This is a genomic window from Catellatospora sp. NPDC049609, assembly GCF_040675365.1.
Classification (GTDB): domain Bacteria; phylum Actinomycetota; class Actinomycetes; order Mycobacteriales; family Micromonosporaceae; genus Catellatospora.
Genome location: NZ_JBFAOU010000202.1, coordinates 1 through 13,534, shown reverse-complemented (window position 1 = coordinate 13,534; position 13,534 = coordinate 1). Strand labels below are relative to the sequence as shown.

At 73.2% G+C, this 13,534-nt stretch carries 8 protein-coding genes; 4 read left to right on the top strand and 4 right to left on the bottom strand.

Annotated elements, in window-relative coordinates:
* Positions 1-97: 97 nt before the first annotated feature.
* The gene (locus AB0J67_RS34395) at positions 98-868 is read left to right on the top strand and encodes a hypothetical protein (protein ID WP_363488787.1); all 771 of its coding nucleotides are present in this window, start codon (positions 98-100) and stop codon (positions 866-868) included.
* Between the two features lie 61 nt (positions 869-929).
* On the opposite strand, the gene AB0J67_RS34390 is transcribed toward AB0J67_RS34395, so the two are convergent.
* The gene (locus AB0J67_RS34390; RefSeq protein ID WP_363488785.1) at positions 930-4,361 is read right to left on the bottom strand and encodes a ThuA domain-containing protein; all 3,432 of its coding nucleotides are present in this window, start codon (positions 4,359-4,361) and stop codon (positions 930-932) included.
* A 257-nt stretch (positions 4,362-4,618) separates the two neighbouring features.
* On the bottom strand, positions 4,619-5,179 hold the full coding sequence (locus tag AB0J67_RS34385) for a DUF2510 domain-containing protein (RefSeq protein ID WP_363488783.1): 561 nt from the start codon (positions 5,177-5,179) through the stop codon (positions 4,619-4,621).
* Positions 5,180-5,735: 556 nt separating this feature from the next.
* On the opposite strand from AB0J67_RS34385, the gene AB0J67_RS34380 reads away from it, so the two are divergent.
* Positions 5,736-6,398, top strand: coding sequence for a hypothetical protein (locus AB0J67_RS34380; RefSeq protein WP_363488781.1), 663 nt, complete (start codon positions 5,736-5,738; stop codon positions 6,396-6,398).
* 16 nt (positions 6,399-6,414) lie between these two features.
* On the opposite strand, the gene AB0J67_RS34375 is transcribed toward AB0J67_RS34380, so the two are convergent.
* Both AB0J67_RS34375 and AB0J67_RS34370 read right to left on the bottom strand, forming a co-directional pair.
* Positions 6,415-8,037 carry a bifunctional 3-(3-hydroxy-phenyl)propionate/3-hydroxycinnamic acid hydroxylase gene (locus AB0J67_RS34375; RefSeq protein ID WP_363488779.1) on the bottom strand — a complete coding sequence of 541 codons (1,623 nt, stop codon included), beginning with the start codon at positions 8,035-8,037 and terminating at the stop codon, positions 6,415-6,417.
* Between the two features lie 234 nt (positions 8,038-8,271).
* Positions 8,272-11,334 (bottom strand): BTAD domain-containing putative transcriptional regulator, encoded by a 3,063-nt coding sequence (locus tag AB0J67_RS34370; protein ID WP_363488777.1) that lies wholly within the window; start codon positions 11,332-11,334, stop codon positions 8,272-8,274.
* A 126-nt stretch (positions 11,335-11,460) separates the two neighbouring features.
* On the opposite strand from AB0J67_RS34370, the gene AB0J67_RS34365 reads away from it, so the two are divergent.
* Together AB0J67_RS34365 and AB0J67_RS34360 are read left to right on the top strand one after the other, a co-directional pair.
* Positions 11,461-12,003, top strand: coding sequence for a GNAT family N-acetyltransferase (locus AB0J67_RS34365; protein ID WP_363488775.1), 543 nt, complete (start codon positions 11,461-11,463; stop codon positions 12,001-12,003).
* A 93-nt stretch (positions 12,004-12,096) separates the two neighbouring features.
* On the top strand, positions 12,097-13,017 hold the full coding sequence (locus AB0J67_RS34360) for an SMP-30/gluconolactonase/LRE family protein (RefSeq protein WP_363488773.1): 921 nt from the start codon (positions 12,097-12,099) through the stop codon (positions 13,015-13,017).
* Positions 13,018-13,534 lie beyond the last annotated feature (517 nt).

The following is a 13,534-nucleotide window of genomic DNA, read 5'->3' as shown; positions in this document are numbered from 1 at the left end:
CGCTGGCACCGGAACACGTGAACGGATAGCACGCAGCACGTGCCGGCTCAGAGACCGGCAACCAACCCGGCGAACCTTCCCGGTCAAAGCACTAGCCGTGCTCGGCAACCAGGGCATCGGGCCGTTCCCCGACGAGGTCCGCACGATCGCCAACGGGTTCATGCCCACCTACCTCGGCAACATCGGCCTCGGCCCGCTCGACGGCGCGGACCTGTTCACCCTCATCATCGGGCTCGCGTTCGTCGCCGGCATCGTGGTCACCCAGTGGCGCGGCCGCGCCGGGCGGCTGCGTTACGGCCAGGCCGTCGAGCCGACCGCGGTGTTCGTCGCCAAGCTGGCCCTGGCCGCCGTCGTCGTCATGACCGTCATCGTGCAGCTGGCCCGGTTCAAGAACCTGCCGTGGGTGCTCGTCCTGCTCGCCGTGCTGGTGCTGGCGTACACGCTGCTGACCGACCGCGTCGTGTACGGCCGCCACATCTACGCCATCGGCGGCAACCTCAACGCCGCCACCCTGTCCGGCATCAAGGTCAAGTCCGTGACGTTCTGGCTGTTCGTCAACATGGGCGTGCTCGCCTCCATCGCGGGCATGGTCTTCGCCGGACGCCTCAACCAGGCCGGACCGACCGCCGGCAACGGGTTCGAGCTGGACGCCATCGCCGCGGCCTTCATCGGCGGCGCGGCGGTGCAGGGCGGCGTCGGCCGGGTCGTCGGCGCCATCACCGGCGGTCTGATCATGGGTGTCATCAACAACGGCATGTCGCTCATCGGTGCCCCCAGCGAGCGGGTGATGCTGTTCAAGGGCCTGGTGCTGCTCGCGGCCGTGGCCTTCGACGTCTTCGCCAAGCGCCGCTCGGGCACGGCCCGGTGACATCCGGCGTGCTCTGCGACCGCCGTGGTCCGGCGGGCCTTGCGGCCCGCCGGACCACGGGTCAGTTCACGGTGATGACGACGCTGCTGGAGTGGGTGGCCCCGACGCTGTCGGTCAGGGTCAGCCACGCGGTGTAGACGCCCTTGCGGGTGTAGACATGGCCGGCCGTGGCGGCGTGGACCGGGGCGGTGTTGTCGCCGAAGCGCCACTCGCGGTCCACGATGGTGCGTCCGGGCGGCGCCGCCGACGTGCTGGTGAAGTTGACGGTCAGCGGGCCGGTGCCGGTGGTGGGCGTGGCGGTGACCGACAGCGTCGCGCCGGACTCCGCCTTCACGCCGCGGCCGTTGAAGCGCAGCCAGTCCAGGGCCATGATGTCGGGGTCGCCGGTCTGCCCGGACTTCACGAACTTGAGGTACAGCGTGAAGGTGCCGCCCGGGTTGGCTAGCGCGACGGTCGGCGACACCACCGAGTCGTAGCTGCCGGTGACCGGGATGGTCGCGGTGCCCAGCAGCGCGCCGGTGGGCGAGCCGTTGCGGAACTCGACGGTCCCGCCGGTGCCCGCGGAGCTGGCGCCGACCACGACGCCGCTGATGTTCTGCAGGTTGACCGGGCCGATGTTGATCCAGTCGCCGTTGTCGAGGTCGCCGAGCCGGCGGCCCGCCTGCGCGGTCGCCCGGTCGAACACGGTCACGCCGGAGGAGGCGTCGAAGTGCTCGGCCTCCATCGAGCGGGTCTGCAGCTCGACCTGCAGCGAGCCGACCAGCGCCGGGGCGCCAGTCGCGCCCGCGTCGGTGTACTGCGCGCTGATCAGGGTGAACAGGTTGGTGCCGGGGCCGTGCCCGTCGCCGCCGCCGGACTCGGTGACCAGCGTGCCGGCGCAGCCGACGTAGTTGTCCAGCGGGTGGGCGTGCGAGTCGTGGCCGAGCAGCGTCTGCACCACGACGCGGTTGCAGTCGATGGCGGTGTCCTCCGGGTCGGTGACCGTGACCGTGTACGGGATGCGGTCGCCGAACTCGAAGAAGCCGCCCTGCGGCACGTTGATGGTGACCGTCGGCCGGGTGTTGCCGACGGTGATCTCGGTGCTGGCGACGGCGGTCAGCCCGGCCGCGCCGGTGACGGTCAGCCGCGCGCTGAACCGGCCCCTGGTGGTGTACGTGTGCGACGGGTTGGCGGCGGTGGAGTCGACGGTGCCGTTGCCGTCGAAGTCCCACGCGTAACTGCTCGCCCCGACCGAGCCGGCGCTGGAGAACGTCACGGCCAGCGGCGCGGGCCCGTTGTCCCGGCTCGCGGTGATCTTCGCGGTGGGTGGCACGCCGTTGGCCACGTAGTCGATGCGGTAGATGCCCGCGCCCTCGTTGGAGCCGCCGCGTCCGCTGCCGGACCCGGCCCCGAAGTCGATGACGTACAGCGACCCGTCGGGCCCGAACTCGGCCTCGAACGGCTGGATCCAGCTCATGCCCGCGAAGATTCCGTTGATCGACTGCAGGGCGCCGGGGGTGGTGGGGCCGAAGCGCGGGTCGGTGAACGTCTGCCCGGTCCGGTGGGTCGACAGCGTCTTCCACCAGCCCCGGGTCAGCTCGTAGACGATCCACTTGCCCTCGAAGTACTCGGGGAACTTCGAGATCCGCGGGTTGGCCGGGTCGTAGTCGTAGACCGGGCCACCCATCGGGCCGCCGCCGCCCGTGCCGACCTCGGGGAACTGGGCCGAGGCGGAGTAGGCGTACCAGACCAGGGCGACGCGGGCGGCGGGCAGGGTGGTCAGGCCGGTGTTGTTGGGGGAGTTGTTGACCGGGGCGGCGCAGTTGAACTTCGCCCCGGAGACGCCGGTGGCGAAGTTGTAGTCGTTGAAGGCGATGTTGTTGCCGATGCAGTACGGCCAGCCGTAGTTGCCGGCGCTGGTCACCCGGTTGAACTCGACCGTGCCCTCCGGCCCCCGGTTGGCGTTGGCCGCCGTCGCGTCCGGGCCGTAGTCGGCGACGAGCACCGCGTTGGACAGCGGGTCGACGGTGATCCGGAACGGGTTGCGAAAGCCCATCGCGTACACCTCCGGCCTGGTCTTGGCGGTGCCCGGCGCGAACAGGTTGCCCGTGGGGACGGTATAGGTGCCGTCGGCCTGCGGCCGGATCCGCAGGATCTTGCCGCGCAGGTCGTTGGTGTTGCCGGAGGTGCCCTGGGCGTCGAACGCCCGCCGCCCGGCCCGCTCGTCGATCGGGGTGTAGCCGCTGGACTCGAACGGGTCGGTGTTGTCGCCGATCGCGGCGTACAGGTTGCCGTCGCGGCCCATGGCGATGGAGCCGCCCATGTGCGAGTTGGCGCGGGCCTCCCCGCGCAGCGTCGGGATGGTCAGCAGCCGCTTCTCCGAGCTCAGCGCGATCGAGCTCCCGCTGACGGTGAACCGGGACAGGTTCAGCTGGTTCAGCGTCTTGTCCGACCACAGCAGGTAGAGCCAGTTGTTGGTGGCGAAGTTGTTGTCCAGGGTCAGGCCGAGCAGCCCGTCGGACTGGCTGGTCTGGGTGGGCGTGTACGCGAAGTCGATCAGGGTGGTCACCGCCAGGGTGGCCTGGTCGATGACCTTCACGGCGCCGGTGCGCTGGATGTAGAACACGCGCCGGTCGGGCGCGACGGCCAGCTCGAACGGGTCGGCCAGGTCCTCGTCGACCAGCGGCACGCGCTGGAACTGCCCGTGCTGGGTGGCGCTGCAGTCACCGGCGACCGCACCCGCGGCCCACTCGATGCCCCAGCGCAGATGGTCGAGGAACAGCGCGTTGCTGAACGAGGAGATGCTGTGCCCGCCCGCGGTGAACCAGGACCGGCCGCCGTCGTAGTTCTGGCACCACGAATACGCGTGGTCGACGCCCTCGTCCAGGCCGGAGATGCCGTCACGGACCTTGATCTGGGCGAGGGTGTGCACCCGGCCGGTCGGGTTGGTCTTCCAGTTGTACCACTCCTCGCTGTGTTCCCACAGCTCAGGCAGGTTGCGGGTGGACGGGTGCACGCGGTCGAGCACCTTGATCCGCCCCGGGAACACCCCGCCGGTCGCGGTGAAGTCCGGGTGGTAGTCGAAGATCGTGCCGACCAGGCCGTCATACCACGCCCAGTCGCGCTCGCTGGCCGACGCGGCGTGCAGCCCCGCCCAGCCTCCGCCGCCGCGGACGAAGTTCTGCAGGGCCAGCCGCTGCGACGCGTTGAGCAGGGCGCCCGAGGCGGGGGTGGAGTTGGTGTTGTTGAAGACCAGCGCGTCGAACCGGGCCAGGTTGGCGTCGGTGAACGCCGCGGCGTCGGTCGTGGCCTCGACCTCGAAGTTGTGAGCGGCGCCGAGCTGCTGCACGGCGGCGACCCCGGCGGGGATCGAGTCGTGGTAGAAGTTCGTGACCTTGGAGAAGACCAGCACCCGGAACCGGGGTGCGGCGGACGCGGGCGCGGCGACCGAGGTCGACAGGACCAGGGCGGCGAGGGCGACGATGGCGGGCAGGATGCTTCGGCGGCGACTCATGCGGGCGCTCCCAGGCGGGGACGAGCGGGCAGGGAAGACCTGTGCTGTTCGCCGAAGGGCCACATCGTAAATCGGTGTTCGCGAATGCGTCAACGGGGGGAGTCCTGGGGTTCGGGCAGGGCGGCGTCATGGCGGGCAGCCGCCGGACCCGCGCACTGTGCTGAGGGCGGCTGCCGGATCCCGTTTGCTTGACGACATCCACGTCGGTGGCGCCCGTCCCCCGGAAGCCGGTGAACGGCGTCCCTCGGTTGGGCGGTTCACAGGGGATCGTTCATGACGACGCCGGCGTTGGCGACGTGCTCGGTCCATGCCTGGCCGTTCCAGTAGCGCTGCGGGTAGCGGCCGGACGGGTCCCGCTGCCAGGAGGGGCCGACCGGCCCCGCCTGCTGAGGTACGGAATACGGGCCGGGACCGTACGGCGCTGGGGGCGAGGGCTGCTGCCGTGCCAGCGGGCGGACCCGGTGCCACAGCAGGGACAGCAGCCACCAGCAGAACTTGAGCTGCAGGTACCCGATCAGGTCGACGAGCTTGAACGCCCAGATGACCGGCACGAAGACGATCGGCACGAGCCAGCCGAAGACGATCTGGGTGTCGGGCGGGTCGATGGCGTACGGCGCGCTGAGCGCCATGCCCAGCACCAGGGCGATCAGGTACACGGCGAACATCGCGATGATGGACTCGCCGGTGGACAGCGGCGGTACCGACGAGCGGTACGCCACCGGCGACGCGTCCCGGTTCAGGTAAACGATGCCGAACACGACCAGGATCGAGGCGAAGCCCAGGCAGTACGAGCCGAGGACCATCAGGAAGCGGCGCATCGGAACTCCTTTCCGAAGGCGGTGGTGGTGGTAGCGCGCTCTGTCGCGGACGCAGAGGTCCAGCGCAGGTTGACCCGACTGCCGTGGACGAGCGTGTCGATGCCGGAGGAGATCGGCCCTGGGGGCGGCGGGCCGGCGCTGCAGCCGGTGCCGCTGTACTGCCCGGGGCCCGCACCGGCCGCGGGGGCCGGCGGTCCCGTGACGGCGAGTGCGGCCGGCATCGCCGGCCCCAGTGGCAGCCGTAGTCGTCTCATCGATGCTCCATCCGCTCCAGGAGTGGCACCGGCCCCGCGAAAGGGCGGTCCTCACCAAGTCCTGACGGACTCGCCCGGCCACCGCCGGGACGGCGACCGGGTGAACGTCGCTTGCGGCAGGGCCGCGCACCGGCTCGCTTCTCACCGCATGGGACGGCGCCGGGGCAGGTCCGCTATCCGACAGTTTCGGGCGGGGGCTGCGGTCCGTCAGGGACGGATAACATGCGAGCGGCGTCGATCAGGCAACCGTGCCACCGCTCAGAGGCGTTGATCGGCGAACGCGTGCGGAATGGGAGTCGAGGTTGGCCGCGTTGGAGGTCGGTTCCTGGATCGCCGGGATCGCAGGCACACTGATCGCGTTCTTCAGCCTTCTGATCACCCTGCGTACGCTGCGCACGACCGACCGCCCGAGTGCCGGCTCCCGGAGCCGCGGCGCCGCGGTGTCGCCCGGCGAGCTGCCGGCATCCGGGTCGAAGGCCCCCGGCGCGGTGCTGACGGCGTGCGTGCTGAGTCTCCTGCTCGCGCTCGTTCTCGGAGTCAACGGCTTCATCACCGCCACCAATCGCGACATCGTGGCCGCCTTCGCCGTGGCCACATCCGGCGAAGGCTCCACCGATCACTGGTTCAGCCGTGATGGCTTCACGCTGCGGATATTCGTGATCTGTGTGCTGTCGCTCGCCGTGGCGGCGGCCTGCTCCCTGCTTGCGTATTTCCTGGCCAGAGGTTCGAGAGCCGCGCGGATCGTCGGCGTGACCACGATGTCGACCGTCGGGTTGGGCTGTTGTTGCGCGGGGGCGGGGACCTTTTCGGTGTATCCGTCGACCGCGGGCCTGCCGGCGTGGTGGGTCGCCAAGGACGTGGTGACGTTCGCCCTTTTCGCCACCATCCCGCTCCTGATCACACTGTTGCTGCTCCTGCCGTCCACCAGCCGGTTCATCCAGGCGCGCGCTGAGGGGCGCGGCTGAGTCCCGTCGCGGTCGGTCAGGCGCCGCCCGGCCGCACCGCCTCGCCGCGGCCGCTCGCCAGCGCCGTGGCCAGCGTCCTGCTCACCTGGTCCACATCGGTGCCGTCGGCGGCGGCGTACACGAACCGGTCCGGTCGCAGCACGACCAGCCCGCAACCGTGCCGGGTGAACCACTGCGCCAGCCGCCCGTCCACGTCGGCGACCTCGTGGTAGTCGCGGTCGGCCACGCCCGGCGCGTACCCCGGCGGGCACACCCGCACGAACCGCACCGGCAGGCCGCGCCAGCGCGGATCGGCGGCCACGGCCGGACCCACCGCGGGCCCGACGACCGCGAACCCGTCGCCGAGCACCTCGTCCAGCGGCACCGGCCCCGCGGCGCCCGCGACCGTCACCCGCGGCTGCGGGAACATCGTCCCGGCCGGCCGGCCGCCGACGTGCCAGCCGCGGCGGTGCACCGGCAGCGGCTTGAACTCGAACCGCCGCACGAAGCGGCGCACCCGCGGGATGAGCTGCACACCGCGCAGCACCACGTCGCGCAGCTTCGCCCCGGCCCGGCTGCGGGCCAGGAAGATGCTGCCCACCCGTACGGTGATCCGGGCCATCTCCTCGGTGTGCGGGCGCCGCTCCTGCTCGTACGTGTCGAGCAGCGGCTCACCGGCCCGCCCGCCCAGCACCAGGTGCAGCTTCCACACCAGGTTGGCCGCGTCGCGCAGCCCACTGCACAGGCCCTGCCCCATGAACGGCGGCATCTGGTGCGCGGCGTCGCCGAGCAGGAAGACGCGCCCGGCCCGCCAGCGCTCGGCGACCAGGTGGTTGAACGTGTACACCGCGGCCCGGCGCACCTGGAACCGCTCCGGGTCGACGTACGGGGCGACCAGCTCGGCGACCGCCGCGGGCTGCTCGACCTGCGCGGCGGTCTCCCCGGCGCGCAGCATGAACTCCAGCCGGTGGCCGCCGTCGGCCGCGGGTGACACGAACGCCGGTCGCCGCCAGTCGCACACGAACCGTGTCCGGTCCAGCCGCACCGCGTCCGGCGGCAGGTCACCGGAGACGGCCAGCCACGGCTCGGCGTACTTCGACCCGCGCAGCGCGATGCCGGCCAGCTCGCGGGTGGTGCTACGCGCGCCGTCGCAGCCGAGCACGTACCGGGCCCGCACCTGCTGGAGGTGCCCGCCGGCCAAATCGCGTACCCGTGCGGTCACGCCGCCGGCGCCGGTGTGCAGCGCCTCCAGCGCCACGCCGAGCCGCAGCTCCACGTGCGGGAAGCGGCCCAGCCCCGCCCGCAGCGCATGCTCGAGCCGGGGCTGGTCGAAGAACTGCAGCGGCGGGTGGCCCAGGCCGAAGTCGACGTCGTCCAGCGTGATCTGCGCGAACGGCCGCCCGGCGCCGTCGGTGTAGTCGACCAGCCCGGCGGTGCGCATCCCGTCGCGTACCTCGGCCAGCAGCCCTGCCTGCTGGTAGATCCGCAGCGCCTCGTCGTCGCAGGAGAAGGCGCGGGGCTGGCCGTGCGGTTCGCGGCTGCGCTCGACCACCAGGGTGGTGACACCGCGCCTGCCGAGCAGGTTCGCGGTGAGCGCGCCGACGGGGCCGCAGCCGACGATGAGCACGTCGACGTCGGCATGGCTTGCGGGGGTGGACACGGGTGCTCCTCAACGGATCGGCGATCACGACGTGTCCAGTGCAGCCGCTGCCCGTGGAGGCGGCGTGGAGCCCGCGTGGAGCCGCCGCCTCCACGGGCGCTGACCAGCCGATCCGCCGGGCACGGCGCATGGACGGCCCGGCGGCGGCCCCGCCGGAGGTGCGCGACCCGGCCGCCGCCGCGCCGGAGGTCTTCGACCCGGCCGCACCACCGGGTCCCGGGCGGACCGGGCAGCTCAGGCCGGCGGGAAGACCGCCGCGACGCGGTCGGCGAGCAGGCGGGCGCCCTGCTCGGCCGCGACGGCGGCAGCGGCGGCCAGGCCGGACGGGTCGCCCGTCGCGAGGGCGCGCGCCCGCAGCAGCTCGGCGAGGAAGACCCGCTCGCCGGTCTGCTCGGCCAGCTCCAGCCCCTCCTGCGCGAGCCGGGCCGCGCCCGCGCGGTCACCGACGGCCAGCAGGGCGTTGGCCATCGCGCCGAGCGAGAGGGTACGGGTGGCGCGCAGCCCCAGCCGGTACAGGTCCTCGTACGCCGCGCGCATCCGCTCCCGCTGGGTGAGGTCGCCTGCGTACACGTCCGCCCACGCCGTGAACAGCTCCGCCGTGGTGACGAAGTGCGGCATGCCGTACGTCAGGCCCAGCTCCCGGAACCGGAGCGCGGCGGCGTGCCCGCGGGCGGCGTCCAGCTCCTGCCACTCCAGCCAGGCCGCGTAGAGGCGGGCGTTGGCCCGGCCGTAGGGGTCGTCGAGCCGGTCGGCCAGCGCCACGGCCGCCGCCAGGTCCGCCTCGGCGGCCGCCCGGTCCCCGCGCAGCGACCGCACCAGCGCCCGGAAGTTGTACGCGGCCAGCGCCGGCCGCCGCGCCACCTCCGGGCCCAGCACCTGCGGGTCCATGCCGGACAGCAGCTCCGCCGAGCTCGTCAGGTGCTGCTCGGCCTCGGCGAGCCGGCCCACGAAGTAGCAGGCCGCGCCCAGCAGGTAGGTGCCCGCGGCGCGGGTCAGCGGCGCGGCGTCGGCGGCCAGCGGTGCGGCCAGCTCCAGGCAGATCGCGTACTCGGCCCGGTTGGCGGCCAGCTCGCCGAGCATCCACCGCGCCGAGGTCAGGTCCGCGCCCGGCGGCACCTGTCCCAGCAGCTCCCGTGCCCGCACGCAGGCCCGGTCCACGGCGTCGCTGCCGATCCCGACGGTGACCTGCAGCAGCGCCGCCCGCCGCAGCTGCACCGCCAGCTCCTCGCCGGCCGTCCCGGCCCGCCCGGCCAGCCGCGCCGCGGCCTGGTCCAGGTGCGCCAGCGCATCCTCGTAGGCCAGCCGCCGGGTCGCGTCGTCGGCGGCCCGCAGCAGCCACCGCAGGTGGTCGTCGGCGTACCCCAGGCTCGCCGCATGCCCGTAGTGGTAGGCGATCTCGGCCGGCGCCGCCCCGCCGAGCCGCTCCAACGCCCCGGCCAGGCGCGCATGCAGCCCCGCCCGCCGCGGCGGCGCCAGCACCGCATAGCCGACCTCGGCGAACAGCGGGTGGGCGAACCCGACCCGCCCCGGCCCCGTCTCCACCACCAGCCGCGCCGCGTACGCGGGCAGCAGCGCTTCGGCCGCCTGCGCCGCGGTCACCCCCAGCACCTCGGCCAGCAGCGGCACCGCCAGGTCCTGCCCCGCGACACCGAGCACGTCCAGGTGGTCGCGCGCCGGCCCCGGCACGGCGTCCAGCCGCAGGCGCAGCGTGTCCCGGACGGTCGGCGGCAGCTCCCCGGTCCCGCCGTGGCGCAGCAGCTCGATGGCGAAGAACGGGTTGCCCCCGGTGCGGCCCAGCAGCGCGGCGAGCTCGTCCGGAGCCGGCTCGGCCCCGGTCTCCCGGCGCACCAGCGCGGCCAGCGCCGCTTCGTCCAGCCCGGACAGGTCCAGCCTGGTGAAACCCGGCATGCGGGCCAGCTCCGCCACGGCCGCGACCAGGCCCGGATCGTGCTCGTACGGCCGCGAGGTGGCGGCCAGCAGCGCCCGGGTCGGCGCGAGCGCCCCCGCGAGGTAACGCAGCAGCAGCAGCGAGTCGGGATCGGCGGCGTGCAGGTCGTCGAGCACCACGAGCAGGCCCTGCTCGCGGGCCGCGGCGTCGATCAGGCGCGCCACGGCCTCGTACAGCCGGAACCGTGCCGCCGGATCGGCTGGCGCCTCGTCGGGCGCGGTCGCACCCAGCGCGGCCAGCGCGCCCGCGTCCCCGGCGCCCGGTGCCGCGGCCAGCTCACGCACCACCTGGATCCACACCCAGAACGGCGGCGCCTGACCCACCGCGGGGCAGCGCGCCCACACCACCGGGACACCGTCGCGGGCCGCGGCCGCCGCGGCCCGCGTGACCAGGGTGGTCTTGCCCATGCCCGGCTCACCCACCACGAGCACGCCCCGGCCTGCCCCGCCCCGCGCCCCTTCGGCCGCCGCGGCCAGCGCGTCCAGCTCCGCCACCCGGCCGGGCAGCGGCTGACCGGCGGCCGGCGGCGCGGACGGGCGCGCGGTGCCGCGCGGCGGGACGTCCAGCGACGGGTCCTGCGCCAGGATCGCCCGGTGCACGGCGCGCAGCCGCTCGCCGGGGTCCAGGCCGTACTCACCCGACAGCAGCCGGTGGGCCTGCGTGAACAGCGCCAGCGCCTCGGCCTGCCGCCCGCTGCGGTACAGCGCCAGCATCAGCTGCGCCCGCGCGCCCTCGCGCAGCGGATGCGCGGCCACGAACGCCTGCAGCTCGGCCAGCACCCGCAGGTGGCCGCCGGCGTCGACGGCCGCCGCGAGCCGGCCCTCGGTCGCCTGCAACCGCAGCCCGAGCAGGCGCGCCACCTCGGGCTGGGCGGCGGCCAGCCCGGCGGCGTCGGGCAGCGGCTCGCCACGCCACAGGCTCAGCGCCGCGGCCCAGTCGCGCTCGGCGGCAGCAGCGTCACCGGCGGCGTGCGCGGTGGCGGCCCGCCCCGACAGCACCTCGAACCGGGACACGTCGACGTCTTCGGAGCCGACGATGAGCTGGTAGCCGCCGTCCCGGCTGACCAGCACCCGGGGCTCGGCGTTGGCGGCCCGGCCGGGTTCCAGCGCGCGGCGCAACCCCGCGACATGGGTACGCAGCGTCGTCTCGGCGCTGGGCGGGGACGCGCCGTCCCACAGCGCCTCGGCCAGCCAGCCCGCCGAGGCGAAGCGGTCCGGCCGGATCAGCAGCAGGGTCAGCAGCGCCCGCTGCCGGCCGCTGCCGATCGTCAGCTGCTCGCCGTCGCGCCGCACCTCCAACCGGCCCAGCACACCCAGCCGCAGTCGCGTAACGGGCAGGGGAGCGGTCATGGGGCGGGACTGTCCACGGCGACATCCTAGAAGCCGGCCATCGGCCGCAGGCACGGCCCGGCGAGCGCGCGGGCCGCCGGGCAGCCCTCGCGTCCGCGAGATCGCGGCCACCGTACCCTTGCCCTGGTGGTTGCCCCTGTCTTCAGCACCGAGCGGCTGCTGGTGCGGTCGTTCGACCGCACGGACGTAGCCGACGCCTTCACCATGTGGTCCGATCCTGAGGTCTGCCGCTTCACCGGCGACGAGCCGCCCGGCGATGTCGAGGTCATCGCCTCCGACATCCCGCGCTGGCAGGCGGTGGCCGAACGCGGCCCGGGGTGCGGGTTCTGGGCGGTCACCACCCCCGATGCGGTGTTCGTCGGCGATGTCTATGTGCGCCCGGTCGGTTCGGCCGGGGAGCACGAGGTCGGTTGGCATCTCGCCCGGCCGTTCTGGGGCCGGGGCTACGCCACGGAGCTCGCGCTCGGGGCGCTGGCCCACGCCCGGCGCCACGGTGTCGAGCGGCTGGTAGCACTCGTCCACCCCGACCATGCCGCGTCACGCCGGGTCGCCGAGAAGGCCGGCCTGAGCTTCGAAGGACTGTCGGATCGCTACGACCCCGGCGACCCGCCCGTGGCGGTGTACGCCGCACCTGCCCGGCCTGTTGAATCCCGGCGCGGCGGGGACTAGCGTCAACGTTCGATGAAGCCCCGCATCAGGCCGGTCGTATGGCAGCCCCCGGCAACCCCCGCGCGAGCCGGGCAGTCGCACAGCGCGATCCCGATGCCCCAGCCCGTCCTGCACCCCGTGCCGGGAGTCGGGCCGGAGGACGTCGCGGTGGCCCCCGACGGAGCGGTCTACACCGGGCTCGCCGACGGCCGCATCCTGCGGATCCGCGACGAGGTCGTGGAGGTCGTCGCCGAGACCGGCGGGCGCCCGCTCGGCATCGAGGTCGCCTCCGACGGCGCCCTGGTGGTCTGCGACGCCTATCGCGGCCTGCTCCGCGTGCAGCCCGGCGACAACACGGTCGAAGACCTCGTCCCGGTGGGCACGCCGATCGACGGCGTACCGCTGCGGCTCTGCAACAACGCGGCCGTCGCCGCCGACGGCACCATCTGGTTCAGCGACTCGTCGGCCCGGTTCGACCTCGTGCACTGGAAAGCCGACCTCATCGAGCACTCCGGCACCGGACGACTGCTGCGCCGTGACCCGGACGGCACGGTCGCCAGCGTCCTCACCGGCCTGCACTTCGCCAACGGCGTCGCCCTGGCGGCCGACGAGTCGTTCGTCGCCGTCGCGGAGTCCGGCGCATACCGGCTGACCCGCTGCTGGCTGACCGGCCCGCAGGCCGGCCGCGACGACGTCCTCGTGGACAACCTGCCCGGCTTCCCCGACAACATCGCCCGCGGCAGCGACGGCCTGATCTGGATCGCGATGGGCTCGCCGCGCAACCGCGCGCTCGACCTGCTCGCGCCGCGGCCGCCGTTCCTGCGCCGACTGCTGTGGGCGCTGCCCGACAAGCTGCTGCCCCAGCCCGCCGACACCGTCTGGGTCCAGGCCGTCGACGCTTCCGGGCGCACCGTCCACGACCTGCAGACGGTCACGCCGGGGTTCTCCATGGTCACCGGGGTACGCGAGGAGTCGGGCACGGTGTGGCTGGGCAGCCTGCACTCGGCGGCGGTAGCGCACTTCACCCTGCCGTAAGTCACCCGGTCCAGGGTCAGGCCTTGTCGAGTGGCCGGTGCCGGCGATGCGGTTCCCGCCGGCGCATCAGGTCCCAACCTCTTACCCGTCGAATGTAATCGCAGCTCAGGCGGTGGCTTGGCGATCCAGTTCCCAAGCCCGCGGCCCTTGTCGGAATGCGAGCGTCCTTACGGATCGGTGGGCGGTGATGATGTGACCGGCGACAACCGACCCCGATTTGCATCCGGGTCGGGGGGCCGCGTAATGTTCTCTCTGCCAGCGAGGAACGGACAAAAACGCCGGGGCGGAGAGCCTGGGTGGTGGCCGGATCGCTGAGCCGCCCGGAGTGGGGCGGCCCCCGGGTGGGGGTCGCGTAACCGGTCCGGTAGTCTGGATGAGTTGCCCCGTGATGCTTCCCGTGAAATTCGGGTGGTGTTCGGTGTGTGCTTGTTCTTTGAGAACTCAACAGGGTGCTATTTAAGCCAGTGCCAATTTATTTCATCCTCGTGATGATTCCTTTGGTATGAAACAGATCTGG

What these genes read in the sequence shown, in the direction of transcription:
- AB0J67_RS34390 (WP_363488785.1), bottom strand. Translation starts at nt 4,361, where the DNA reads ATGAGTCGCCGCCGAAGCATCCTGCCCGCCATCGTCGCCCTCGCCGCC.
- AB0J67_RS34385 (WP_363488783.1), bottom strand. Translation starts at nt 5,179, where the DNA reads ATGCGCCGCTTCCTGATGGTCCTCGGCTCGTACTGCCTGGGCTTCGCC.
- AB0J67_RS34370 (WP_363488777.1), bottom strand. Translation starts at nt 11,334, where the DNA reads ATGACCGCTCCCCTGCCCGTTACGCGACTGCGGCTGGGTGTGCTGGGC.
- AB0J67_RS34360 (WP_363488773.1), top strand. Translation starts at nt 12,097, where the DNA reads ATGCCCCAGCCCGTCCTGCACCCCGTGCCGGGAGTCGGGCCGGAGGAC.